The 20,391-nt window shown below is 70.1% G+C and carries 22 protein-coding genes, 3 tRNA genes and 1 rRNA gene; 25 read left to right on the top strand and 1 reads right to left on the bottom strand.

Annotation, left to right across the window (positions count from 1 at the left end):
* Window positions 1–30: 30 nt before the first annotated feature.
* From ABS52_17805 to ABS52_17760, 10 genes are all read left to right on the top strand, one after another.
* Window positions 31–417 (top strand): ribosome-binding factor A, encoded by a 387-nt coding sequence (locus ABS52_17805; GenBank protein ID ODT00899.1) that lies wholly within the window; start codon window positions 31–33, stop codon window positions 415–417.
* A complete protein-coding gene (locus ABS52_17800; protein ID ODT00898.1) occupies window positions 398–1,261 on the top strand; it encodes a tRNA pseudouridine(55) synthase TruB in 864 nt (287 codons plus the stop codon). Before ABS52_17805 ends, ABS52_17800 begins: the two co-directional genes overlap by 20 nt.
* Window position 1,262: 1 nt before the next feature.
* A complete protein-coding gene (locus tag ABS52_17795) occupies window positions 1,263–2,195 on the top strand; it encodes a riboflavin biosynthesis protein RibF (GenBank protein ID ODT00897.1) in 933 nt (310 codons plus the stop codon).
* A gap of 86 nt (window positions 2,196–2,281) precedes the next feature.
* Complete coding sequence (locus ABS52_17790; GenBank protein ID ODT00896.1) at window positions 2,282–3,934, top strand: protein-export membrane protein SecD; 1,653 nt, start codon at window positions 2,282–2,284, stop codon at window positions 3,932–3,934.
* Window positions 3,934–4,980, top strand: a complete 1,047-nt coding sequence (locus ABS52_17785) for a protein-export membrane protein SecF (GenBank protein ID ODT00895.1) — start codon at window positions 3,934–3,936, stop codon at window positions 4,978–4,980. The genes ABS52_17790 and ABS52_17785 overlap by 1 nt, the downstream gene beginning before the upstream one ends.
* Window positions 4,981–5,029: 49 nt before the next feature.
* Complete coding sequence (locus tag ABS52_17780; protein ID ODT00894.1) at window positions 5,030–5,821, top strand: hypothetical protein; 792 nt, start codon at window positions 5,030–5,032, stop codon at window positions 5,819–5,821.
* A 108-nt stretch (window positions 5,822–5,929) separates the two neighbouring features.
* Window positions 5,930–7,606, top strand: a complete 1,677-nt coding sequence (locus ABS52_17775; GenBank protein ODT00893.1) for a formate--tetrahydrofolate ligase — start codon at window positions 5,930–5,932, stop codon at window positions 7,604–7,606.
* A gap of 12 nt (window positions 7,607–7,618) precedes the next feature.
* Window positions 7,619–8,002 carry a reactive intermediate/imine deaminase gene (locus tag ABS52_17770; protein ODT00892.1) on the top strand — a complete coding sequence of 128 codons (384 nt, stop codon included), beginning with the start codon at window positions 7,619–7,621 and terminating at the stop codon, window positions 8,000–8,002.
* 99 nt (window positions 8,003–8,101) lie between these two features.
* Window positions 8,102–9,073 (top strand): selenide, water dikinase SelD, encoded by a 972-nt coding sequence (locus ABS52_17765; GenBank protein ODT00891.1) that lies wholly within the window; start codon window positions 8,102–8,104, stop codon window positions 9,071–9,073.
* Window positions 9,074–9,233: 160 nt separating this feature from the next.
* On the top strand, window positions 9,234–9,959 hold the full coding sequence (locus tag ABS52_17760) for a hypothetical protein (GenBank protein ID ODT00890.1): 726 nt from the start codon (window positions 9,234–9,236) through the stop codon (window positions 9,957–9,959).
* Here the strand turns inward: ABS52_17760 and ABS52_17755 are convergent.
* Window positions 9,956–10,738: a hypothetical protein gene (locus ABS52_17755; protein ID ODT00889.1), complete on the bottom strand. Its 783-nt coding sequence runs from the start codon at window positions 10,736–10,738 to the stop codon at window positions 9,956–9,958. The two genes, ABS52_17760 and ABS52_17755, sit on opposite strands and share 4 nt — an antisense overlap.
* An 89-nt stretch (window positions 10,739–10,827) precedes the next feature.
* Here ABS52_17755 and ABS52_17750 point away from each other — a divergent pair, with 89 nt between their 5' ends.
* From ABS52_17750 to ABS52_17680, 15 genes are all read left to right on the top strand, one after another.
* On the top strand, window positions 10,828–11,121 hold the full coding sequence (locus ABS52_17750) for an ethanolamine utilization protein EutM (protein ODT00888.1): 294 nt from the start codon (window positions 10,828–10,830) through the stop codon (window positions 11,119–11,121).
* Window positions 11,108–11,584 carry a hypothetical protein gene (locus tag ABS52_17745; protein ODT00887.1) on the top strand — a complete coding sequence of 159 codons (477 nt, stop codon included), beginning with the start codon at window positions 11,108–11,110 and terminating at the stop codon, window positions 11,582–11,584. The genes ABS52_17750 and ABS52_17745 overlap by 14 nt, the downstream gene beginning before the upstream one ends.
* Window positions 11,585–11,597: 13 nt before the next feature.
* A complete protein-coding gene (locus tag ABS52_17740) occupies window positions 11,598–13,085 on the top strand; it encodes a hypothetical protein (GenBank protein ID ODT00886.1) in 1,488 nt (495 codons plus the stop codon).
* On the top strand, window positions 13,082–14,203 hold the full coding sequence (locus ABS52_17735) for a hypothetical protein (GenBank protein ODT00885.1): 1,122 nt from the start codon (window positions 13,082–13,084) through the stop codon (window positions 14,201–14,203). The genes ABS52_17740 and ABS52_17735 overlap by 4 nt, the downstream gene beginning before the upstream one ends.
* Window positions 14,200–14,688 carry a hypothetical protein gene (locus tag ABS52_17730; GenBank protein ID ODT00884.1) on the top strand — a complete coding sequence of 163 codons (489 nt, stop codon included), beginning with the start codon at window positions 14,200–14,202 and terminating at the stop codon, window positions 14,686–14,688. The genes ABS52_17735 and ABS52_17730 overlap by 4 nt, the downstream gene beginning before the upstream one ends.
* Window positions 14,688–15,338 carry a hypothetical protein gene (locus ABS52_17725; GenBank protein ODT00883.1) on the top strand — a complete coding sequence of 217 codons (651 nt, stop codon included), beginning with the start codon at window positions 14,688–14,690 and terminating at the stop codon, window positions 15,336–15,338. Before ABS52_17730 ends, ABS52_17725 begins: the two co-directional genes overlap by 1 nt.
* Window positions 15,316–15,816 carry a hypothetical protein gene (locus ABS52_17720; protein ID ODT00882.1) on the top strand — a complete coding sequence of 167 codons (501 nt, stop codon included), beginning with the start codon at window positions 15,316–15,318 and terminating at the stop codon, window positions 15,814–15,816. The genes ABS52_17725 and ABS52_17720 overlap by 23 nt, the downstream gene beginning before the upstream one ends.
* Complete coding sequence (locus ABS52_17715; protein ID ODT00881.1) at window positions 15,810–16,163, top strand: hypothetical protein; 354 nt, start codon at window positions 15,810–15,812, stop codon at window positions 16,161–16,163. The genes ABS52_17720 and ABS52_17715 overlap by 7 nt, the downstream gene beginning before the upstream one ends.
* On the top strand, window positions 16,160–16,666 hold the full coding sequence (locus tag ABS52_17710) for a hypothetical protein (GenBank protein ODT00880.1): 507 nt from the start codon (window positions 16,160–16,162) through the stop codon (window positions 16,664–16,666). Before ABS52_17715 ends, ABS52_17710 begins: the two co-directional genes overlap by 4 nt.
* On the top strand, window positions 16,641–17,432 hold the full coding sequence (locus tag ABS52_17705) for a ribonuclease PH (GenBank protein ID ODT00879.1): 792 nt from the start codon (window positions 16,641–16,643) through the stop codon (window positions 17,430–17,432). The genes ABS52_17710 and ABS52_17705 overlap by 26 nt, the downstream gene beginning before the upstream one ends.
* A gap of 18 nt (window positions 17,433–17,450) precedes the next feature.
* Complete coding sequence (locus tag ABS52_17700) at window positions 17,451–18,062, top strand: hypothetical protein (protein ODT00900.1); 612 nt, start codon at window positions 17,451–17,453, stop codon at window positions 18,060–18,062.
* A gap of 37 nt (window positions 18,063–18,099) precedes the next feature.
* A tRNA-Pro gene (locus ABS52_17695) sits at window positions 18,100–18,173 on the top strand.
* A gap of 35 nt (window positions 18,174–18,208) precedes the next feature.
* Window positions 18,209–18,285, top strand: a tRNA-Arg gene (locus ABS52_17690).
* Window positions 18,286–18,304: 19 nt separating this feature from the next.
* Window positions 18,305–18,377, top strand: a tRNA-Lys gene (locus tag ABS52_17685).
* A 427-nt stretch (window positions 18,378–18,804) separates the two neighbouring features.
* A 16S ribosomal RNA gene (locus ABS52_17680) occupies window positions 18,805–20,333 on the top strand.
* Window positions 20,334–20,391 lie beyond the last annotated feature (58 nt).

Raw genomic sequence — 20,391 nt, 5'->3', positions numbered from 1 at the left:
TGCGCGCCACGCCGCCTAGGAGTCACTGCCATGGCGAATGATGGGCGCCGCCCCGACCGGGTCGCCGAAGCCATTCGCGAAGAAGTCGCGATGTTCCTCGCCGAGGGGGTCAAGGATCCCCGGGTGACCGGGCTGGTCACGGTCACCGGTGTGGACGTGTCCCGCGACCTGCGCCATGCGCGCATCTTCGTGAGCATCATGGGGACCGACGAGGAGAAGGCCGCGACGCAGGAAGGGCTGCGCTCGCTGGCCGGACACCTGCGCAGCCGCGTCGCGCGGTCGCTCCGCCTGCGCGTCGCCCCCGAGCTCGAGTTTCACCTCGACACGAGCATCGCGCGCGCGGCGCGCATCGAGTCGCTGCTGGCCCAGATCAAGGACGGCACGCTCGCCCCGCCCGATGCGAGCGACCTCGACTGACGCCCTCCTCCTCGTCGACAAGCCGGCGGGGCTCTCGTCGCACGACGTGGTGGCCCTCGCACGGCGCGCGTTAGGCACGCGCAAGGTGGGGCACGGCGGCACGCTCGACCCCTTTGCGACCGGGCTCCTCGTCCTCCTCGCCGGGCGCGGGACGCGCCTCCTGCAGTTCGTCCCGGCCGACCCCAAGGTGTACGAGGCGACCATCCGCTTTGGCCGCGAGACCGACACGGACGACGGCACGGGGACGACGACCGCCGAGGCCCCAGCCCCCGAGCCGGCGCGCGTCGTGGCCGCGCTCCCCGCCCTCACCGGCGCCCTCCAGCAGGTCCCCCCCGCCTTTTCCGCCAAGCACGTCGGCGGCCAGCGCGCGTATGCCCTCGCGCGCCGCGGCGAGCCCGCCGAACTCCCCCCCGTCCCGGTGCGCGTCGACGCGTGGGAGGTGCTGGAGCTGGCGCCAGGACTCCTCCGGGCCCGGATCACCTGCGGCACGGGGACGTACATCCGTTCGCTCGCCCGCGACCTGGGGCGCGCCACCGGGTCGGCGGCCCATCTCGAGGCGCTGCGCCGCGTGCGGGTGGGGCCCTTCGGCGTGGCCGAGGCCGATGGCATCGACGCGCTGCGCGCCGGCCAGGTGCAGCGTCACGAGCTGCGGGAGGCGTTAGGCGACTTGCCCGTGCAGGTCCTCACGGGCGATGAGGTGCGGCGCGCGCGGCACGGCATGCATGTCCCGGCCACCGTGGGCGGAGCGCGAGCGGCCCTGGTCGATGTGCACGGCGAGCTCGTCGCGGTCGCGTCACGGGACGATGCCTCCTGGCACCCGGACGTAGTCCTCCCCATCGACTGACATGAGCGACCCCGGCTCGGCCCTCCCTCCGAATGTGCTCGAGACCGTGGTCACCGTCGGGACCTTCGACGGCGTCCACCGCGGACACCAGGACGTTCTCGCGCGTCTCACGCAGCGCGCGCGTGCCCTCGGCACGCGCTCCGTCCTCATCACCTTCGACCCCCACCCGCTCGAGGTGGTGAACCCGGCCGCCGCCCCGCAGCTCCTGACGGTCGGCGACGAGAAGCTCGAGGTGCTCGCCGAGAGCGGCATCGACTACGTCGCCATCATCCCCTTCACGCGTGCCCTCGCGGCATTCGACGCCGAGCGGTTCGTGGACGAGGTACTGGTCGCCCGCTACCGGGTCCGACACCTCCTGATGGGGCACGATCATGGCTTCGGGCGAAACCGGGCCGGCGACGAGAACGTCCTGCGCGCGCTCGGCGAGGGGCGGGGATTCTCCGTCGAGGTCGTCGCCCCGGTCGTGGGAGGGCACGGACAGCCCGTGTCGTCGACCGCCATTCGGCGCGCCGTCGCTGGGGGTGACCTCGAGCGCGCGCGCGAGGGGCTGGGGCGCTGGTACGCCGTCGGCGGGCGGGTGGTGCGTGGTGAGCAGCGGGGGCGCCTCCTGGGGTTCCCCACCATCAACGTCCCGCTGCCGTCGCCCCGCAAGCTCCTCCCCCCGCAAGGGGTCTACGCCGTCCGTGTCCAGACTCCTCGTGGCCCCTTCGGCGGGATGCTGAACCTCGGTCCACGCCCCACCTTCGGCGACGCCGGCGTCACCCTGGAGGCTCACCTCTTCGAAGCCGAGGGAGACTTCTACGGCATGCGGGTCCGCATCGATTTCCTGAGGCGATTGCGTGACACCATGCGCTTCGAGGCCCCTCAGGGGTTGGTCCAACAGCTGGCCCGCGACGAGCGGGCGGCGCGCGAGACACTGGCGCTAACGTCCTGACACTCTCGGACTTCGGTTGACTCGGTGTTACCGGAAGTCTAACCTTCGTAGCTTCCCGGAGTTCTCTCCTTCAACAGTTCCGCCGAATGTCGAATCTGAAGTACCGCGTGGCCCTCATCGTGGCGCTGGTCGCGGCCTCCGTCTGGGCGCTCTTTCCGCGGACGGTGGTGGAGCGCGTCAAGCGTGACGGCGCCTTCGTCTACGACACTGTGCGTCGCGTCCCGCTCAAGCGGGGGCTCGACCTGCAAGGGGGGATGCACCTCGCCCTCGAGGTCGACGAGACCAGGCAGGCCGTCACCGACAAGAGCGATGCGCTCGATCGCGCGCTGAAGGTCGTTCGCACGCGCATCGACGAATTCGGCGTGTCCGAGCCGGTCGTGCAAAAGGTCGGGACCGACCGCATCATCGTCGAACTCCCGGGTATCGACGATCCGCAGCGGGCGGAAGAAGTGGTGCAGAAGTCCGCGTTCCTCCAGTTCCAGATCACGGACGAGTCGCAGGCGCTCGACAAGGTCATGCCGCGCCTCGACCAGATCGTTCGCGACAAGGGAGCCGCCGTGGCCACCACGGGCGACACCGCGAACAAGTCGCAGGTGGCGGTGCTCCCGAACCTGTTCGGCAAGGGCGACAGCGCGGTGGCGGGCGATTCGACGAAGAAGGACAGCCTCGCCTCGGCTGCGGGGACGAGCGGTGGTGCCTTCTCGAAGCTGGTCCAGGGGGGGCAGTTCCCCGGCGAGTACATGGTCGCCGAGCGCGACGTGCAGACCGTCGAGCGCTACCTCGCCATGCCCGAGGTCCAGGCGGCGCTTCCGCCGGGCAAGGTGCTGCGCTGGTCGAGCGACACCCTGTCGCTCGGGGCGCAGGCCTATCGCCCCCTCTACGTCGTCGATGCCCGCCCGATCATCACCGGCGAGTATCTGCAGGACGCCAAGCCCAACAACACACCCATCGAGGGGACGGTCGTCGAGTTCACGCTGAACAACGAGGGCGGCCGTCGCTTCCGCAGCGAGACCGGGAAGCACGTCGGTGACTACATGGCGATCGTCCTCGACGACAAGGTCATGGGGCGCCCGCCGGTCATCCAGAGCGCGATCGGGACCCGCGGCCAGATCACCATGGGCGGGCGCGACCTCCAGGACGCGCAGGACCTCGCCCTCGTCCTCCGCGCCGGTTCGCTCCCCGTCCCCCTCAAGATCGCCGAGGTGCGCCAGATCGGCGCGTCGTTGGGGCAGGACTCCATCTCGAAGGGAACGCTGGCGATGCTCATCGCCGTCGGCCTGGTCATCGCGATCATGATCGGCTACTACCGATTCAGCGGGATGCTCGCCGTCGGGGCGTTGGTGCTCTACGTGATCTTCACGATGGCGATCCTCGCCGGCTTCGGCGCGGTCCTCACCCTCCCCGGGCTGGCCGGCCTCGTGCTCACCGTCGGTATCGCCGTCGACGCTAACGTCCTCGTCTTCGAGCGCATCCGCGAGGAGCTCGACCGCGGCAAGACGGTGCGCACCGCTATCGACGAAGGGTACAAGCACGCCTGGAGCGCCATTCTCGACACGTCCGTGACCACGATTCTCGGCGGCGCCGTGCTCTACCAGTACGGTACCGGCCCCGTGAAGGGCTTCGCCGTCACCCTCATCGCCGGGATCATCGCGTCGCTCTTCTGCGCCGTGTTTGTCACCAGGACGTTCTACATGATCTGGCTCAATCGCTCCCGGAACGTCCAGACGCTGAGCATCTGATGATTCGCATCTTCCACAACACCAACTACGACTTCATCAAGTGGTGGCGCCAGGCGGCGCTGGCCACGGTGGCGTTCATCATGCTCGGGCTCGGGTCCTTCCTCTGGAAGGGCGGCGTGAACTTCAGCATCGAGTTCACCGGTGGCACGCTCATGCAGCTCGAGTTCAAGCAGCCCCCCGACGTCGCGGAGCTGCGCGCCACGATCGATCGCGTGGCCCCCGGCTCGGAGATCCAGCAGTACGGCACCAACCTCGAATACACGGTGCGTGGGCGGGAGGAGGGGGGGGTGGAGGCAGCGGCCACGACCTCGACCGAAGGGGTCGCCAAGGCCATCCAGAGTGCGCTCGACGCCAAGTACACGCCGGAGGGCTATACGGTGAAGCGCATCGAGGCCGTGGGTCCCAAGGTCGGAAGCGAGCTGCGGCGCGGCGCGATGATCGCGATGCTCCTCGTCGGTCTCGTCACGCTCGCCTACCTGGCCCTCCGCTTCGAGTGGCGCTTCGGGGCGGCGGCGGTGCTGTCGACGGCCCATGACGTCCTCATCACCCTCGCCTTCATCAAGCTGTTCCACATCGAGGTGTCGCTGGTCGTCGTCGGCGCCATCCTCACCCTGCTCGGCTACTCGGGCAACGACACGATCATCATCTTCGACCGTGTCCGCGAGGACCTGCGCAAGGCCCGGAAGGAGTCGCTGTACGACACGTTGAACCGCGCCATCAACGAGACGCTTCCGCGCTCGGTCCTGACGCACACCACGACGCTGGCCGCCACGCTTGCCCTGCTCGTCTTCGCCGGCGAGGTGCTGCGCCCGTTCGCGTGGGTCATGACGTTCGGCGTCTTTGTCGCCACCTTCTCGTCGATCTACGTCGCCGGCCCGCTCCTCCTGTACATCGAGCGCAAGTTCCCGCGCGCGGTGTCGGAGAAGGGACGTGTATCGGCCGGGCAGGCGAAGGCTGCCCCGGAGGCAAGGGCCCGCGATGAGGCGCGCAGCGAGCGCCCCGCGCGTCCGGCGGGACGCGCCTCGCAGCGGCCGGCCACTCGCTAGTCGTCGACGAACCGCCGCGAGCGACTCGCGGCGGTTTCGCATTCCGACCATGGCGCGCTTCGTCGACAGCCACGTCCACCTGGCCGACCCCGCCTTCGACGACGACCGCGAGGCGGTCATCTTCCGCGCCCGTGCCACCGGCGCCCGGGCCCTCGTCTGCATCGGGGAATCGTTAGGCGCGGCCGAGCGCGCCGCCGCCATCGCCGCGGGGCACCCCGGCTTCGTCTTCTTCACCGCCGGCATCCACCCGCATGATGCGGCCGCCTTCGACCCGGTCACCGACCCGCCACGCATCCGCGAGTTCCTGGCGCGCGGCGCGGTGGCGGTGGGCGAGTGCGGGCTCGACTATCACTACGACCATTCGCCACGCGAGCGGCAACGCCGCGCCTTCGCCCAGCAACTCGCCATCGCCGGGGAGTCGGGGCGACCGGTCGTCGTCCACACGCGCGAGGCGGTCGAAGACACCATCGCCATGGTGCGCGAGGCGGGGGGGGCTGGCATTCTTGGCGTGCTGCACTGCTTTGGCGGCCCTCCCGCCCTGGCCGAAGTCGCGCTCGCGGCGGGATGGTACCTCTCGTTCAGCGGCATCATCACGTTCAAGAAGTGGAACGACGATGGCCTCCTGCAACTCGCCTCGGTCGATCGCATCCTCGTCGAGACTGATGCCCCATACCTCGCCCCGGTCCCCCATCGCGGCAGGCGCAATGAGCCGGCCTACGCCTCGCTCACCCTGGCGCGCCTCGCGCAGGCCCGCGGCGTGACCGTCGAGGCGCTCGGCGAACAGGTGTCGGCCAACGCCGCCGCCCTCTTCGGGCTAGCCTTCGACGCCCCCGCCCCATAGAATCGCGGCGCAACCCGGGGCGGCCCTCCTGCCGTGACGTCTCCCGGCCGCGGTGACCTCCCGTCTCCCGTCTTCCGTCTCCTGTCTCCAGTCCAACGCCTCGGATCCATGCCCCCATTCCCCACCGACATCGAGATCGCCCAGGGCGCCAGACTCCGCCCCATCACCGACGTGGCCGCGGAACTCGACCTCACCCCCGACGACCTCGACCTGTACGGGAAGTACAAGGCCAAGATCCCGATCGAGGTCACGCAGCGTACGCCGCGTGGACGCCTCGTGCTCGTGACGGCCATCAATCCCACGGCGGCAGGCGAGGGCAAGACCACGACCTCCGTGGGGCTCGCGCAGGCGCTGCGGAAGATCGGCAAGCGCACGGCCCTCTGCATTCGCGAACCGAGCCTTGGTCCGGTCTTCGGCATGAAGGGCGGGGCGGCGGGGGGCGGGTACGCGCAGGTCCTCCCCATGGAGGACATCAACCTGCACTTCACGGGTGACTTCCACGCCATCGCCACCGCCCACGCCCTCCTGTCGGCGCTGCTGGACAATCACCTCCAGCAGGGGAATGCGCTGAACATCGATCCCCGCCGCATCACCTGGCCGCGCACGATCGACATGAACGATCGTGCCCTGCGTCGTGCCGTCATCGGGCTGGGGGGACCCGCCGAGGGTGTGGTGCGCGAGGAACGCTGGGTCATCATCCCCGCCAGCGAGATCATGGCCATCGTCGCCCTCGCGTCGTCGTTCGCCGACCTCGAGGCGCGCCTCTCGCGCATCATCGTGGGATCGACCTACGGCGCCGATCGCAAGCCGGTGCGCGCGGGCGACCTCAAGGCCGCCGGGGCCATGGCGCTCCTGCTCAAGGACGCGATTCGCCCCAACATCGTCCAGACGCTGGAGGGAGGGCCCGCCTTCGTGCACGCCGGCCCCTTCGGCAACATCGCCCACGGCTGCAACTCCGTGATGGCCACCAAGGCCGCGCTCGCATTGGGTGACATCGTCATCACCGAGGCCGGCTTCGGTTCCGACCTGGGCGCGGAGAAGTTCTTCGACATCAAGTGCCGGGCCGGCGGATTGAAACCCGAGGCGGCGGTGCTCGTTGCCACCATCAGGGCGCTCAAGATGAACGGCGGGGCCAACAAGAAGGACCTCGCCCGAGAGGATCTCGCGGCCCTCGAACGTGGTCTCCCGAACCTGGAGCACCACATCGACAACGTGCGGCAGTTCGGCCTCCCGCTCGTCGTGGCCGTCAACCGCTTCGGCACCGACAGCGACGCCGAAATCGCCATGGTCACGGAATGCGCGCGCCGCGCCGGCGTGCGCGTGGCGCTGACCGAGGTCTTCGCCCGCGGCGGCGACGGTGGCGTGGCGCTGGCGCACGAACTGCTCGCCCTGCTCGACGAGGGCGGGGCGAACTTCGCCCCCATTTACGATGCCTCCCGCCCCATTCGCGAGAAGATCGAGGCCATTGCGCGCAAGGTGTACGGCGCCGACGGGGTCGACTACTCGCCCAAGGCCGCGCGCTCCATCGACTACCTGCAGTCCATCGGCATGGGCGAGACCCCGGTCTGCATGGCGAAGACGCAGTACTCGCTCACCGACGACCCGACGCGCCTGGGGCGCCCCTCGGGCTTCCGCATCACCGTGAACGAGGTATACCCTGCCGCCGGCGCCGGCTTCGTCGTGGCGCAGTGCGGCGATATCATGACCATGCCCGGCCTTCCCAAGGAGCCGGCGGCAGAGCGCATGGCGATCGGCCCGGATGGCGCCATCGTCGGCCTCTCGTAGTGGAGGAATTCCGTGAGCGTCGAACACGTACGTACTGACAAGGCCCCGGCCGCCATTGGCCCGTACTCGCAGGCCACCATCGCCGGCGGCTTCCTGTTCACCGCGGGGCAGATCCCGCTCGATCCCGTCACGATGCAGGTCGTCGACGGCGATGTGGTCGCGCAAGCCGAACGCGTGCTGCAGAACCTCTCGGCCGTGCTGCACCAGGCCGGGTGCACCTGGAAGGACGTCGTCAAGACCACCGTCTTCCTGCACGACATGGCCGACTTCCCGCGCGTCAACGAGGTCTACTCCCAGGCGCTCGGCGACGCGCGCCCGGCGCGCTCCACGGTCCAGGTTTCCGCCCTCCCGCGCGGGGTCCTGGTCGAGATCGACGCCATCGCCAAGGTGGGGTAGCGCCGCCGGACCAATCCTTTCCCCTCCACCGTGACCGACGACCGCGCCCGGATCTTCCGCCTGACGCAGTTCGCCCGCTGCGCGGGTTGAGCCGCCAAGATGGGTCCGGGTGACCTCACGACAGCGTTAGCGGCGCTCGTTCCGCACACCGATCCCCGCCTGCTCGTCGGTCATGAGACCTTCGATGACGCGGGGGTCTTTCGGCTGTCCGATGACCTCGCCCTGGTGCAGACCGTCGACTTCTTCGCCCCGATCGTCGACGATCCCTACGACTTCGGGCAGGTGGCGGCCGCCAACGCGCTGTCCGACGTCTACGCGATGGGCGGCGAGCCGCTCACCGCGTTGTCGATCGCCGGCTTTCCCACGGGGCGATTGCCGCTCGAGGTGCTCTCGGCCATCCTGCGTGGCGGGCAGGACAAGGTGCACGAGGCCGGGGCCTCGCTGGTGGGCGGGCACACCATCAACGACGACGAGGTGAAGTTCGGCCTCGCCGTCACCGGGCGCGTGCATCCGCTCCGGATCCTCAGCAATGCGCGCGCGCGCCCGGGCGACGTGCTCGTCCTCACCAAGCCGCTCGGGACGGGACTGATCGCCACCGCGCTCAAGCTGGGGAAGGCCGAGGCCGTGCACGAAGCAACGATGATCGGGTCCATGAAGCGCCTCAATCGCGACGCCGCGCGGGCGGCGCACGAGGTCGGCGTTCACTGCGCCACCGATGTCACCGGCTACGGCCTCCTCGGGCACGCCTCGCACATCGCCCGGGCGTCGTCCGTGTCGTTGCACCTGCGCGTGCGTGCCCTCCCGCTCCTCCCCGGCACCCGGGAGGCGCTCGCGTCGGGGGTGCGGACCGGTGGCGCCGAGCGCAACGACGCCTTCGTCGCGCCGCACGTCGCCTGGGGGAGCGTCACCGCCGAGGAACGTGCCATCCTCGTCGACCCGCAGACGTCCGGGGGATTGCTCGTGGCGGTCCCGGCCCATCGGGTGCCGGAGTATCTTTCGCGCGTCGAAGCGAGCGTGGTGGTGGGCGAGATCCTCCCGCAGGGGGAACATCTCATCACCCTCGAAGGGTAGAATCGCCGCGTCCGCGACGTCAGGCTCGATCGATCGAGCCATCCTCGGGTGCGTATGGGGCCTGGTGGCTTCCGTCGTCTTCAAAACGGCTGTGACCCGACTGCGTCGGGTTTGGTGGGTTCGATTCCCACACGCTCCCGCCACCCTTCTGCCCTGGTCCGTGTCCATCGCCACGCAGCGCGCCACCGTGCAGTCCGTCGTCGCTCGCCGAGCGGCAATCGTCGCCCTGGCCGCGTTCATGGTGTTGCCCTCGGATGCCAACGCCCAGCAGGCCGACTCGGCGCGTGCCGGCGTGCGCGCGCCCGGGGATAGCGCGGCCGCGCCACGGCGAGGGGAGGGGAGGGGCACCGCCGGACGCCGGGCACCCGCCACGCGGGATTCCCTCGCTCCGCCCGTCTCCCCCGGGCGCGCCTTTCTGCTGTCGCTGGCCGTCCCCGGTCTCGGACAGTCCCGCCTCAACCGCCCCACGGCGGGCGCCGTCTACTTCACCGCCGAGGCCGTCTGGCTGGCGATGCTCGGCAAGGCAGCGCACGACCTGCAGGTGGCCAAGGCGCACGCGAACGACGTGATCGTCGCGTCGTACAAGGTCGACCCGGCCACCGGCAAGCCGATCATCGTCAACGGCAAGTACGTCCCGCTGGACACGCTCCGGAGTCGCTACGCGGACCCCATCGAGCAGGGGGCGGCCAACGCCCAGCAGCAGCGGAGTCGCGTCAAGGCGCGCAAGCTGCACTTCGAGGACTGGATCGCGATGCTGGCCTTCAACCACCTCTTTTCCGGTGCCGACGCCTTCGTGTCGTCGCAGCTGTGGGACCTCCCGGCGCAGGTGGAGATTCGCGCCCTCCCGCGCGGCGGCGGGATCGGGGTCTCGATCCCCTTTCGTTAGGCGCGGACGGGCGGCGGCTCCCGCCGCAGCAGGTCGGACGTGCTCGGGCCTGCGGACGAGCGGCGGAAGCGACGCAGCTCCACCGCATCGGGCGTGACGCGGAGGTACGTCGAGTCGCCCAGCCAGGTACCGGCGTTGGCGTAGAGCGCCCCCCCGGGGGCGCGCTCGACCACGGGGACGTGCGAGTGGCCGAACACCAGCAGGTCGAGTGCCGGCTCCTGCTCCAGGTCGCGCAGGGCCACCTTGAGGAGGCCGCTCCCCCCGTCCTTCGCCCGGTAGGTGCGGCTGGCGTGCGAGGAGCCTAACGCGATGCGCGCGCCCAGGTCCGGGTGGATCCAGCGGAAGGCGCCGATGGCCAGCGGGTTGCGCAGGACGAGGCGCAGCGCGCGGTAGCGGCGGTCTTCCTCGTCGCGCAGCCCGTCCCCGTGGTCGATTCGCGTCCGCCATCCGGCGATCTCACCGCGCCACGTCCCCAGGAGGTACTGCACCCCCACGTCCCGCTGCAGCACCTCGCCCCCCCAGCAGTCGTGGTTCCCACCGATCCACACGATCTGCACCCCGGCCTCCGCCAGGTCGGCCAGGGCCGCCAGCACGCGGAACCCCGCGCGCGGGATCACGTGCCGCCACTCGAACCAGAAGTCGAACAGGTCACCGTTGATGACCAGGGATCGGGCGTCCCCGCGGATGTCGCGCAGGAATGCCAGGAGCAACCGCTCGGCGTCGCGGTCGGCGACGCCCAGGTGCGCGTCGGAGATGATGTAGCACGGGGCTGGGAGCACGCGCCGAGTATATGCACCTGACGCTCCCTTTACAAAGGCTCGCGGAGCACGCATCTTCGCGGCGACTGCGATACCCAGAAGGGGGACGGATGGCACAGAGCGCGCTCGGACTCATCGAGACCAAGGGGCTCGTCGGGGCGATCGAGGCTGCCGATGCAATGGTCAAGGCGGCGAACGTTCGCCTCATCGGGAAGGAAAAGGTGGGTGGCGGATACGTCACCGTCATGGTCAGGGGCGACGTCGGAGCCGTGAAGGCCGCCACCGACGCCGGGGCGGCGGCCGCCGAGCGCGTCGGCGAACTGGTCTCGGTGCACGTCATCCCGCGTCCGCACGCCGAACTCGAACTCATCCTCCCGCAGGGAGCGTTGGGTGACGCCGGCTGATCGCGGGTGGTCCGTTGATGCGCTGGGTCTCGTCGAGACCCGTGGACTGGTAGGAGCGCTGGAGGCGGCCGACGCCGGGGTGAAGACCGCCGACGTCCGGCTTCTGGGAACGGAGCGCGCCGACGCCGGCCTGGTGACCGTCAAGTTCCTGGGCGAGGTCGCCGCCGTGAAGGCGGCCGTCGACGCCGGCGCCGCGGCGGCGCAGCGCGTCGGCCAGCTCGTCGCCGTCCACGTCATCCCCCGTCCCCACGAAGAGCTCGGGATCGTCGCCGAGGACGAGGAGGCGTCGGATGCTCCCCTCTCGCGCGAGCACCTCGACCGGGAGCATCTGGAACAGCTCAAGGTGGTCGAGCTGCGTTCCCTCGCACGTCGCGTGGCCGCCTTCCCCATCAAGGGGCGCGACGTCGCCCGTGCCGGCCGCGACGAACTCCTGGCCGCCTTCCGCGCCCTGAGCAACGGCTGACGCGTCGGCTCCCATGGACGCCGATCTTCTCAGCATCCAGGAAGCCCGGGACCTCGTCGGCCGCGCGGCCGAGGCGCAGCGTGCCTTCGCGGACGCGTCGCAGCAGGAGGTCGATCGCATCGTGCAGGCCATGGGCGCCGCCGCCTCGCGCGCCGCCGAACCGCTGGCGCGCCTCGCCGTCGATGAGACGCGCATGGGAGTCGTCGAGCACAAGGTGATCAAGAATCGCTTTGCCTCGGACATCCTGCTGGAGTACATCCTCCCCATGCGCACGGTGGGGGTCCTCCACGAGGATCCCATCCGCCGGGTGCGCGAACTGGCCGTTCCGATGGGCGTGGTCGGGGCGATCGTCCCGACCACGAATCCCACGTCCACCGCGATCTACAAGGCGCTGATCGCGATCAAGGCGCGCAACGCGATCGTCATGTCGCCGCATCCGCGCGCCGTCAGCTGCACCGTGGCGGCCGGCCGTATCCTCGACGAGGCGGCGCGCGCGGCCGGGGCGCCCGCGGGGCTCGTGCAGGTCATGACCGCCCCCTCCCTCGAGGGGACGAACGCCCTGATGCGCCATCGTGACACCGCGGTGATCCTCGCCACCGGCGGCTCCGACATGGTCAAGGCGGTCTACACCGCCGGGAAGCCCGCCTATGGCGTGGGCCCCGGCAACGTCCCGGCCATCATCGAGCGCACCGCCGCGCTCCCGAAGGCCGTGGCCGATGTCGTCGACGGAAAGACCTTCGACGCGGGGGTCCTGTGCTCGTCCGAGAACTCGGTCGTGGTCGACCGTCCCGTCGCGGGGCAGGTGCGCGACCTCTTCGTGGCGGAGGGGGCGCACTTCTGCTCCCCCGACGAGAAGCGGATGCTCGAGCGCTACATGATCCCGGCCACCGGGAAGGGGATCAATCCCGACGTCGTCGGGCAGCCCCCCGGGGCGATCGCCCGGCGCGCCGGATTCGAGGTTCCTCCCGGCACGAGGCTCCTCGTCGTCGACCTCGCGCGGGTGGGGCGCGAGGAGCCGCTGAGCCGCGAGAAGCTCTGCCCGGTCCTCGGCTACTTCGTCGAGGACGGGTGGGAACGGTGCTGCGAGCGCGCCATCGCGCTCCTGCGGTACGGCGGGATGGGACATTCGTTAGGCATCCACTCGCGCGACCAGGCGGTCATCGACCGCTTCTTCCACGCCAAGCCGGCGTTCCGGATCATCGTGAACTCCAACACGGCCATCGGCGCCGTCGGCTACACCACCGGCTTCGCCCCGGCCATGACGCTCGGGCCCGGGTCATGGGGAGGAAGCATCACCTCCGACAACATCACCCCCATGCACCTCCTCAACGTCAAGCGCATCGGGGAGGAGATCCGGCCGTACCGCGACCCGTTGCGCCAGGCGACGCGCGCCGCCTCCGCTGGCGCCGCCGACGCCACCACCGCCGAGGCGGCCAGCTCGTTCGATGTGGCCCGCGTCGTCGAGGACTTCCTGACGGGCTTTCGCGCTTCCCGCCGATGACGCCTGACGACCTCGACCGCCTGGCGTCGCTCATCGCCGAGGAGCTGCAGCGCGCACTGGGGCGCGCGCCGCATGCCGCCGGGCGCCAGAGCTGGCTCGAGCCCCCCGTGCGCCCCGCTCCCCCGGCGCGCACCGGGCAGCTCCCTCCCTGGAGCGGCGCCGGGCAGTCGTTAGGCGACGTGGCGCCGGTTCGCCACCCGTCACCGTCGCCCCATCGCGCGGACCCCGGCGAGACGACGGCCGCGGTACGCGGGGCTGCGGCGGGGCGGGGCGGTCGCCGATCGTCGCCTGCCACCCCGGGCGCCGAGGCGGGTGCCGAAACGGGTGCCGGTCCCGATACCGAGGCACTTCGGCGCGCCGGACCTCGCTCGCCGGCAACCCGGCGCCAGCGCGCCGGCATCATCGAGGTCCCCATCGGCGTGTCGCGCCGCCACCTGCATCTCTCGGAGGCGCACGCCCGGGCGCTCTTCGGTACCCCGGCGTTGGAGGTGCACCGCCCCATCCGCCAGCCGGGCCAGTTTGCCGCCGCTCAGGTCGTCTCCGTCGTCGGGCCGAAGGGGAAGCTGGAGGGCCTTCGCGTCGTCGGCCCCGCGCGCGGGGAGACGCAACTCGAGCTCGCGCGCAGCGACGCCGCGGTGCTCGGGGTCGAGCCGCCCCTCGCCGCCAGCGGGGCGCTCGAGGGATCGTTAGGCGGGATCACGCTCGTCGGGCCTCACGGGCGCGTCACGCTCGATCGTGGTGTCATCCTCGCCGCGCGGCATCTCCACCTCTCGCCGGCCGACGGGGCGCGGTGGGGGCTGCGTGACGGCGACCGCCTCGACGTGGCGTGCGGCGAGGGAGCGCGGGCCGTCACCTGGCATGGTGTCCTCGTGCGATGCGGTGCGGCGCACGCCACCGAGCTCCACCTCGACGAGGACGAGGCGCATGCGGCGGGGGTGACCTCCGGCGCGATCGCGCGAGTGGTCGGCTGGCATGACCCCGCCCCCTCCCGCCGCCCGCTCGTCACCGAGCGGGAGCTGCTGGATCGCGTCCGGCGCGGCCTCCCCATCCCGGCCGGTGCCATCCTCACCCCCGGCGCCAGGGATCGGGCGCACGCCCTCGGCCTCGAGCTCCCATGAGCGACCCCTCGCCGCACTTCGATGTCGAGTTCCGCGTGCGGTACGCGGAAACGGACCAGATGGGAGTGGTGTACCATTCCGAGTACCTCGTCTGGTGCGAGGTGGGGCGCACGGAATACATCCGGTCGTTGGGGCTCCCGTATGCGGAAATGGAGCGGCGCGGGGCCTTCCTCGCCGTGGCGGACGCCTCGCTCCGCTATCACGCCTCCGCCCGGTACGATGACCTCGTGCGCGTCGAGACCCGCCTCACCGAGGTCCGGTCGCGCGCCGTCACCTTCGATTACCTGATCCGTCACGTGCAATCTGGCGCTCGCCTCGTCTCTGCCCGCACCCTGCTCGTGTCACTCGACCGCGATGGACGCCCAGCGCCCCTCCCGGCCGACGTGCGCGACCTGCTCGAGCGCGCCATGCACGAGCGCGCCATGCTCGAGCGCGCCACGCCCGAGCACGCCACGCCCGAGCGCGCCTCGCGCGGTCCGGCCTGATGGGTCGCCGGCGCGGGACGCGGCGCCCCTGGGGCGACGTTCCACTCGTCGTTCTGGCCATCCTGCTGGGCGCATGCGCCCCGCGGGTTCGCCCGCTCGTCGGCACTCTGTTCGTCCAGCGCCTCCCCGAGACCTCGCTCCCCGCGGGGCACACGCGGCTCGTCTTTCGATGGGAGTACGGCGACCCCATCTTTTCGGCACGGGGCGAAGGGGTCGCCCGGATTGCCCCCCCCGATTCCGTACGCCTCGACTTCTTCGCCGACCGGGGGATGGGGGGAGGGTACGCCATCCTGATCGGCGACCAGCTCTCCACCCCCGCAGACGACGACGCGAGACGCTATCTTCCCCCGGTCCCGCTGCTCTGGGCCGCCTTGGGGCGCCTCCAGGTGACGGGACAGGACACCACGGCGCGCCTGGTCGGCGACACGCTCCGGGCCGACATCGGAAGCCATCCGGTCTGGCGGGCCACGTTCAGCAGCTCGTCCCTCGTGTCGCTGCAACGACTGGAGGGGAATCGCCTTCGTGAGAGCATTCGTCGCGACACGATGGTGGTCGCCTATCGCAACTTCGGCGCGCGCCGGCGCCTGACCCTGACGATCCAACGACGCCTTGCCGACCCGCCGTTCGATGAAGCGATTTGGCGCCGCTAGCCTGCTCCTCGTCACCGTGTTCCTGACGGGGTGCCTGTACTCGCTCTCGGGCGGGGGCGGGCTGCCTCGGCACGTGCGGACCGTGGCCGTCATCCCGTTCGAGAACGAGACGGCCAACCCCGAGCTCACCGGCGAGCTGCACCAGGAGCTGCGCAAGGCGCTCGGCGACCGGCTGGGACTCCGCGATGCGACGGAACAGCGCGCCAACGCGGTCGTGCGCGGCAAGATCACTGCGTACGAGGCCGACGTCCCCGTCGCCTTCTCCGCCGATCCGACCCGTGCCACCTCGGCGCGCCGTCGCCTGCAACTGCGCGTCGACGTCCAGATCGTCGACCAGACCACGGGGCGGGTCCTCTTCCAGCGCACCGGTGTCAGCGCCGAAGGCGAGTACGCCGAGCGCGAGGAAGCCGCCGGACGCAAGCAGGCCATCCAGCGCATCGTCAACGACATCATCGAGGGAGCGCAGTCCCAGTGGTGACGTCGCGCCGTGGCGCCGGGAAGCTCGGCTGTCTCTTCTCGCTGCTCCTCGCGGTGACGGTGGCGTATTTCGGCGTCAACATCGGCGAGGTGTACTGGCGCTACTACGAGTACCGCGATGCGATGCAGCAGGAGGCGCGCTTCTCCTCCACCCGCAGCGACGACGAGATCCGTCGTCGCCTGCGTGCCTTCGCCGACTCGCTCGGCCTCCCGCCGGAGGCGGGGCGGGTGACCGTGCGCCGGGGCGCCTCCGGCATCAGCATCTCCGCGTCGTACGTCGAGGAGGTCGAGCTCCCGATGTTCGTGCGCGAGGTCCGCTTCGAGCCTCGCGCTGCCGGCGGCTCGTGAGCGAACGCGCGAGCGAGTTCGATCCCGCGGTGCGGGTGCTGTCGCGCGAGCAGGCCCGCGACTGGCGGCAGGCGCAGGGCGGGCGGGTCGTCTTCACGAACGGCGTGTTCGACCTCCTGCACCCCGGGCACGTCGACGTGCTGCGCGCGGCGCGCGCACAGGGCGACGCCCTCATCGTCGGCCTCAACAGCGACGCGTCGGTCCGACGCCTGAAGGGCCCGGGTCGTCCGGTGCGCCACGAGGCCGAGCGGGCGTACGTCCTCGCGGCCCTTCGCGGCGTCGACGCCGTGACGATCTTCGACGAGGACACGCCGCTCGAGCTCGTGCGCCTCCTCACCCCGGACGTGATCGTGAAGGGGGGCGACTACACCGAGGCCTCCGTCGTCGGGGCGCGCGAGGTCCGCGCGCGGGGCGGCGACGTCGTCATCGTCCCTCTCACGCCCGGCCAATCCACGACCTCCATCATCGAGAAGCTTCGTGCCCAGCGAGATTCGTCTTCGTAGCGACCGCGCGCCCGACGCGCTCCGTCGTGTCACCCTCGAGCGGCGGGCGGTGCGCAACGCCGAGGGGTCGTGCCTCGTGTCCTTCGGGCACACGCGCGTCCTCTGCGCCGCATCGGTGGAGGACGGCGTCCCGGGGTGGCGCAAGGGGAGCGGGCAGGGGTGGCTCACGGCCGAGTATGCGATGCTGCCGCGGGCAACCAACACGCGCTCGCCGCGGGAGCGCGTGCAGCTGGGGGGACGCACGCAGGAGATCCAGCGCCTCATCGGACGGAGCATGCGGGCGATGGTCGACGACTTCGCGTTCGGGGAGTTCACGCTGCGGGTCGACTGCGACGTGCTCGATGCCGACGGGGGGACGCGCACGGCGGCCATCACGGGTGCCTGCGTCGCCGTCGTCGACGCGTTCGCGTGGATGGTCGAGACGGGGCGGATCCAGGCGACGCCGGTGCGGCGCCGGGTCGCGGCCGTCAGCGTCGGGATCATCGGGGGCGAGGCGCGGCTGGACCTGGAGTACGCCGAGGACGTGCGCGCCGACGTCGACATGAACGTCGTGATGACGAGCGAGGGGCGGTTCGTCGAGGTGCAGGGGACGGGGGAGCACGCCTCGTTCGACCGGTCGGAGCTCGATCGCCTGGTGGCGCTGGCGAGCGACGGCATCCGGCACCTCGACGCATTGCAGCTGTCGGCGCTCGCGGCGCTTCCCGCGGGCACGCATCCGGCCGGCACGCTTCCCGCCGGCACGCTCCCCCCCGCCACGCGCCCCTGACGCGGCGGGCCAATGTCCATGTCCCGGCTCCTGGTGGCGACTCGCAGCCCGGGGAAGCTGCGTGAACTGGCGCCGCTGCTCCGCTCGGCCGGGTACACCCCCGTGGACCTCGCGACGGCGGGGATCGCCGAGGCCCCGGCGGAGGACGCCATCGAGGGGCACGACACGTTCGAGGCCAACGCGCTGGCGAAGGCCCGCCACTTCTTCGCCATCAGCGGCCTGCCCACGCTGGCGGACGACTCGGGGCTGTGCGTCGACGCGTTAGGCGGGGCGCCCGGCGTGCGCAGCAAGCGCTGGTCGGCGCGTCCGGGGCTCACGGGACAGGCCCTGGACGACGCCAACAATGCGAAGCTGCTGGCGTCGCTTGCCGCGGGGGGGACACGCGCGGCGCGGTACGTGTGTGCCGCCGCCTACGTGGACGACGAGGGGGAGTTGGTGTGCCGAGGGGAGACGGTGGGGCGGATCGAGGAGGTGCCGCGGGGGAGCGGGGGGTTCGGCTACGATCCGTTGTTCTGGTCGGACGACCTGGGGCGTACCTTCGGGGAGGCGACGCGCGCGGCGAAGGAGGCGGTGAGCCATCGGGGGCGCGCGGTGCGGGCGGTGCTGGCCGCGCTGGCGGGGAGGCGTTGACAATGCGCGTCGTCTGGCTACAATACTGGCTTCCCAGCGGGGCGTAGCGTAGCCCGGTATCGCGCCTGCTTTGGGAGCAGGAGGTCGCCGGTTCAAATCCGGCCGCCCCGACTTCGCAGGGATTCCGGCCGGAAGGGTCGGTCGAAGCGCCAGTAGCTCAGTTGGATAGAGCGGCAGCCTTCTAAGCTGTAGGTCGGGGGTTCGATTCCCTCCTGGCGCACCAGGTGTGCGAACAGAATGTCGCTCCCTTAGCTCAATTGGCAGAGCAAGCGACTCTTAATCGCTAGGTTGATGGTTCAAGTCCATCAGGGAGCATGAGGAGTGAGCGGGCTGCCGCACGCGGTGGCCCGTTTGCTTTTTGGAGGGGTATGGGGGAGGGGTGGAGCAGGGTTGGAGTGGGGTGGGGGTTGGGTGGTGCGAGGGGCGGCGGAGTTGCCGCGGCCGGCCTTGCGTGAGAGGGAGCAAGCGGTTAGTTATGTGTTCTCCCCGGCGCAGTTCCTGCCCGAACGGGTAGGTGGGGAAAGTTGGATGAGGCCTTGACGGACGGCGCCAAGCGCGATATTCTTCAAGGCTGTCGCAAATGCGACATCGAATGGCTGATTGAAAATCGAGTTGAGCGTGAAGTGTGCGAGGCGGACTCGTCGATCCGGAGCTCGTCAGGGCTTCGGTGAGAGTTAACTGACGTACATAACGTGATTCGGACGGTTGTCGCGCGGGGGAGACCCTGGGTGTGGCTATCGAATTCTCTTGGAGAGTTTGATCCTGGCTCAGGACGAACGCTGGCGGCGTGCTTAACACATGCAAGTCAAGGGGGGCCCGCAAGGGTCAACCGGCGAACGGGTGCGTAACACGTGAGCGACCTGCCCAGTTGCGGGGGATAGCCGGCCCAACGGCCGGGTAATACCGCATACGCGTCCTTGGGGGCATTCCTGGGGACGGAAACCTACGGGGCGATTGGAGGGGCTCGCGGCCTATCAGCTAGTTGGTGCGGTAACGGCGCACCAAGGCGATGACGGGTAGCTGGTCTGAGAGGATGGCCAGCCACATTGGGACTGAGAGACGGCCCAGACTCCTACGGGAGGCAGCAGTGGGGAATCTTGCGCAATGGCCGAAAGGCTGACGCAGCGACGCCGCGTGGAGGATGACGCCCTTCGGGGTGTAAACTCCTGTTGCCCGGGACGAATACCCGTTTCGACGGGGGTGACGGTACCGGGTGAGGAAGCACCGGCTAACTCTGTGCCAGCAGCCGCGGTAATACAGAGGGTGCGAGCGTTGTCCGGAATCACTGGGCGTAAAGGGCGCGTAGGCGGCTGGGTAAGCGTGTGGTGAAAGCCCGGGGCTCAACCCCGGGTCGGCCATGCGAACTGTCCAGCTGGAGCACGGTAGAGGCACATGGAATTCCGGGTGTAGCGGTGGAATGCGTAGAGATCCGGAAGAACACCGGTGGCGAAGGCGGTGTGCTGGGCCGTGGCTGACGCTGAGGCGCGACAGCGTGGGGAGCAAACAGGATTAGATACCCTGGTAGTCCACGCCGTAAACGATGGGCACTAGGTCCTTGGGGGAGCGACCCCGTGAGGGCCGGCGCTAACGCATTAAGTGCCCCGCCTGGGGAGTACGGCCGCAAGGCTGAAACTCAAAGGAATTGACGGGGGCCCGCACAAGCGGTGGAGCATGTGGTTTAATTCGACGCAACGCGAAGAACCTTACCTAGGCTTGACATGGCCGGGAAAGCCGGGGGAAACCCTGGCCCCTCTTCGGAGCCCGGTCACAGGTGCTGCATGGCTGTCGTCAGCTCGTGTCGTGAGATGTTGGGTTAAGTCCCGCAACGAGCGCAACCCTTGTCACTAGTTACCAGCGGGTCATGCCGGGCACTCTAGTGAGACTGCCGGTGCCAAACCGGAGGAAGGTGGGGACGACGTCAAGTCATCATGGTCCTTACGTCTAGGGCTACACACGTGCTACAATGGGCGGGACAGCGGGTTGCGAAGCCGCAAGGTGGAGCCAATCCCCCAAACCCGCCCTCAGTTCGGATTGTCGTCTGCAACTCGACGGCATGAAGCTGGAATCGCTAGTAATCGCGGATCAGCTACGCCGCGGTGAATACGTTCCCGGGCCTTGTACACACCGCCCGTCACGCCATGGAAGCGGCGAGTGCCCGAAGTCCGTGCCGGAACCCTCACGGGACCAAGCGGCCGAAGGCAAGCGTCGTGACTGGGGCGAAGTCGTAACAAGGTAGCCGTAGGGGAACCTGCGGCTGGATCACCTCCTTAACGGAGCCACGCGAGTAGACCCCCCTCGGGGACCGGTCGAAAGCCGCTCTCGTAGTCGC

The organism is Gemmatimonadetes bacterium SCN 70-22, from assembly GCA_001724275.1.
Taxonomy (GTDB): Bacteria; Gemmatimonadota; Gemmatimonadetes; order Gemmatimonadales; family Gemmatimonadaceae; genus SCN-70-22.
This window is presented reverse-complemented; position numbering and strand designations above follow the sequence as displayed.

Excerpts from the sequence above, each read along its gene's own strand:
- ABS52_17805 (ODT00899.1), top strand. The coding sequence starts at position 31 with ATGGCGAATGATGGGCGCCGCCCCGACCGGGTCGCCGAAGCCATTCGC.
- ABS52_17800 (ODT00898.1), top strand. The coding sequence starts at position 398 with ATGCGAGCGACCTCGACTGACGCCCTCCTCCTCGTCGACAAGCCGGCG.
- ABS52_17795 (ODT00897.1), top strand. The coding sequence starts at position 1,263 with ATGAGCGACCCCGGCTCGGCCCTCCCTCCGAATGTGCTCGAGACCGTG.
- ABS52_17790 (ODT00896.1), top strand. The coding sequence starts at position 2,282 with ATGTCGAATCTGAAGTACCGCGTGGCCCTCATCGTGGCGCTGGTCGCG.
- ABS52_17785 (ODT00895.1), top strand. The coding sequence starts at position 3,934 with ATGATTCGCATCTTCCACAACACCAACTACGACTTCATCAAGTGGTGG.
- ABS52_17780 (ODT00894.1), top strand. The coding sequence starts at position 5,030 with ATGGCGCGCTTCGTCGACAGCCACGTCCACCTGGCCGACCCCGCCTTC.
- ABS52_17775 (ODT00893.1), top strand. The coding sequence starts at position 5,930 with ATGCCCCCATTCCCCACCGACATCGAGATCGCCCAGGGCGCCAGACTC.
- ABS52_17765 (ODT00891.1), top strand. The coding sequence starts at position 8,102 with ATGGGTCCGGGTGACCTCACGACAGCGTTAGCGGCGCTCGTTCCGCAC.
- ABS52_17750 (ODT00888.1), top strand. The coding sequence starts at position 10,828 with ATGGCACAGAGCGCGCTCGGACTCATCGAGACCAAGGGGCTCGTCGGG.
- ABS52_17740 (ODT00886.1), top strand. The coding sequence starts at position 11,598 with ATGGACGCCGATCTTCTCAGCATCCAGGAAGCCCGGGACCTCGTCGGC.
- ABS52_17735 (ODT00885.1), top strand. The coding sequence starts at position 13,082 with ATGACGCCTGACGACCTCGACCGCCTGGCGTCGCTCATCGCCGAGGAG.
- ABS52_17730 (ODT00884.1), top strand. The coding sequence starts at position 14,200 with ATGAGCGACCCCTCGCCGCACTTCGATGTCGAGTTCCGCGTGCGGTAC.
- ABS52_17725 (ODT00883.1), top strand. The coding sequence starts at position 14,688 with ATGGGTCGCCGGCGCGGGACGCGGCGCCCCTGGGGCGACGTTCCACTC.
- ABS52_17720 (ODT00882.1), top strand. The coding sequence starts at position 15,316 with ATGAAGCGATTTGGCGCCGCTAGCCTGCTCCTCGTCACCGTGTTCCTG.
- ABS52_17700 (ODT00900.1), top strand. The coding sequence starts at position 17,451 with ATGTCCCGGCTCCTGGTGGCGACTCGCAGCCCGGGGAAGCTGCGTGAA.